Here is a 2,619-nt window from a genome sequence, read left to right on the forward strand (position 1 = left end):
TATCCGCGGCAATCCGCTTGTAACGGTCTGATATAGCCGATTTCGGTATGCCCAGCTCCAGGCGGTTGAGCGTGCTCGAAGCGGCCAGCGGGTTCCCCCGGTCCTGCTCGCGCACCCGCCGTTCCCCGGTCAGATCCCGCTTGCCCACCAGCAAGGCGAGAGTGCTGTCCTTGCGCAAATCATCGTGGTCGTTCAAGTCTTCGTAGCCCAGCGCCAGGCCATACACCCGCTGGGCCACCAGATCCCGCACACTGTGTTCGATGCTCTCGGGGTTGCGGTGATCGGTGAAGCAAGCGGCCAGGCGATCCAGCAGGCCGATACGCTGATCCACCTCGCGCAGCAGCAATCCGCCACCGTCCGAAGTGATTCGCCCGCCGTCAAAACGACCGATCACCTCGTGCCGACCCAGGGACTGAAATTCCAACTGTTCTGGTTTACACTCTGTATTCATAGGCTTCTTTGTTTTGTTGCTGGTAAGTGATTGGTAACCCTTATCTTTATGCAACAAAAAGAGGCCTATTTCCAGTGGGGCGGTGAAATTTCCGGGTTAGTTTTTATCCGTCACCGCCAGGTATACAGCAAATGGATCAGAAAACACGACTGCTGTTCGTCTACAATGCCGATTCCGGCGCGTTCAATACCCTCGCGGACATGGGACACAAACTTTTTTCGCCGCACACCTATTCCTGTTCATTGTGCACCTTAACCCATGGGGTTTTCAGGGAAAAGTCGCAATGGCGCGAGTTTGTGGCTTCGCTGCCGATAGCTTGCGACTTTCTGCATCGTGACGAGTTCCAAAAGAAATATCCCGAACGGCAGGACAGTTTTCCCGCCGTATTCCTGCTGAAAGGGGAAAAGATCACTCCCTGTCTGTCTGCCAGGCAGTTAGAATCCTGTCATGACATGCAGGGCCTGGAAACACTGATCCGCGGACACTGCATTGACCAAACAGAGGAACTTTTACAATGAAATGGCTACCCCTGCTGATTCTGATTTTTGTCGGTGCTGCTCAGGCCGGCGAGGTTTCATTCAAATACAACGGCATGACTCTGCGCACCAATCTTGAAAAAACCGACAATTGGCCCAAGGGCCCTGTGGTACTCATGACCCATGGCACGCTGGGACACAACCGGATGGAAATCATCTCCACACTGCAGGAATTGTTCAGGGAAAACGGCGTCAGCAGTCTGGCCATCAACCTCAGCCTGGGTCTGAATAACCGTAACAGCACGATGTATGACTGTGCTGTTCCCCATACCCACAAGCATACGGATGCTATCAGGGAAATAGCCGCCTGGGTGGAATGGCTGAAATTCGAAGACGTGAAGAATATCGTACTGCTGGGACATTCCCGCGGCGGAAACCAGACGGCATGGTATGTGGCGGCGGATATCGACCCCATCATCAGCAAGGTCATCCTGGTCGCTCCCCAGGTCTGGTCTGCCGACCATGCCGCCAAAGACTACGAAAAACGCTACGGGAAACCACTGCAACCCGTTTTGGACAAAGCACTCTCGCTGGTGAAGGCGGGAAAGGGAAAGCAGTTTCTCAAACATACCGACTTTATCTACTGCAAGGATACTACGGTCACAGCAGAAGCATTCGTCAATTACTATCAGCCCGACAAGCGAATGGACACACCTCACCTGCTGGCAAAAATAAAGCGGCCGGTACTGTTGTTTGTCGGTACCAAGGACAAGGTTGTCAAAGGTTTGCTGAAAAAACTGGAAAAACTGCCCGTATCTGGCAACCTGACCGTTGAAGTCATGGAGGGCGCCGACCACTTTTTCCGTGATCTTTATGCGGAGGATCTTGTCGATCGCGCGGTTGAGTTTATCCGGAAATAGCTGTTCGAAAAAAAGCTGTCCGGCATGACGTAAGACGCTTTTGGCCTCTGGGATGAGAGAGCGCCTTCACGGCCACTTACCACTCCACCATAAAAATCTGGAGTGATGCCGACGAATGGCACTCTCTGTATCACCCCTCTTTGTCTTCCCCGCAAACCTGTGTCCTTTTTGTTTCCCTTATCCCCTAAACGAAAAGGAAATGCCAGCAACTGTGAACCAGGCCTGATTTTTCGTCCCCGTACAGCAGTTCCGGGAACCAACTCACAATCCCCGTGTCTCTATTTCCAACCCGTACACAATCAGGTCATTCCAGACCTAACATAATTCCAGACAATGCCCCTGTTGAGACCTGCCTTGATGGCAGGTCTGTTCATTTCAAATTTAGGAGTACTCCGATATGCTCAGAAAACCTGTTGTACTGATGCTGACAATCCTCTCAGGCACCTCCGCTATGGCAATCGAAATACCCGGCAGGGGTGGTACATTTTTTGATTCGCCTGAGCGCTTCAACCGCTACTACACGGATCCCCAGTACAGCCCTGCAAAAACCTATTATGTCAGTTCAAACGGTAGTGGCGACGGCAGTGCCGGCAATCCAATGTCAGTCGACGATGCCTTTGCCCAGATTGCTGCCGGTGAGGAAATTCGCTTTCGCCCCGGTCAGTATGAGAGCTGCTGGCAATTGTGTTAATGGCCATCTATTCTGACCCACCTACGGCCAACAATTTTGACCCACCCTGAGGGGCATTCCGGGCCATAGGGCCGTACGCTT

Annotated in this window: 4 protein-coding genes; 3 read left to right on the top strand and 1 reads right to left on the bottom strand. The window is 52.7% G+C overall.

The genetic code is table 11. The features are described 5' to 3' along the window. The coding region (locus ACOCD2_RS16435; protein ID WP_293680574.1) for a transposase at positions 1 to 451 on the bottom strand (451 nt) is incomplete at its 3' end. A gap of 131 nt (positions 452 to 582) precedes the next feature. Here ACOCD2_RS16435 and ACOCD2_RS16440 point away from each other — a divergent pair. From ACOCD2_RS16440 to ACOCD2_RS16450, 3 genes are all read left to right on the top strand, one after another. Next, positions 583 to 969, top strand: a complete 387-nt coding sequence (locus tag ACOCD2_RS16440) for a hypothetical protein (RefSeq protein WP_293649813.1) — start codon at positions 583 to 585, stop codon at positions 967 to 969. Beyond that, positions 966 to 1,847 (top strand): alpha/beta hydrolase, encoded by an 882-nt coding sequence (locus ACOCD2_RS16445; RefSeq protein ID WP_293649812.1) that lies wholly within the window; start codon positions 966 to 968, stop codon positions 1,845 to 1,847. Before ACOCD2_RS16440 ends, ACOCD2_RS16445 begins: the two co-directional genes overlap by 4 nt. Positions 1,848 to 2,244: 397 nt before the next feature. Then, entirely contained in the window at positions 2,245 to 2,538 is a 294-nt protein-coding gene (locus ACOCD2_RS16450) for a hypothetical protein (protein WP_293649811.1), read from the top strand. Positions 2,539 to 2,619 lie beyond the last annotated feature (81 nt).

This window comes from Thiolapillus sp. (assembly GCF_048562965.1).
GTDB lineage: Bacteria > Pseudomonadota > Gammaproteobacteria > Chromatiales > Chromatiaceae > Thiolapillus > Thiolapillus brandeum_A.

What these genes read in the sequence shown, in the direction of transcription:
- ACOCD2_RS16445 (WP_293649812.1), top strand. Translation starts at nt 966, where the DNA reads ATGAAATGGCTACCCCTGCTGATTCTGATTTTTGTCGGTGCTGCTCAG.
- ACOCD2_RS16450 (WP_293649811.1), top strand. Translation starts at nt 2,245, where the DNA reads ATGCTCAGAAAACCTGTTGTACTGATGCTGACAATCCTCTCAGGCACC.
- ACOCD2_RS16440 (WP_293649813.1), top strand. Translation starts at nt 583, where the DNA reads ATGGATCAGAAAACACGACTGCTGTTCGTCTACAATGCCGATTCCGGC.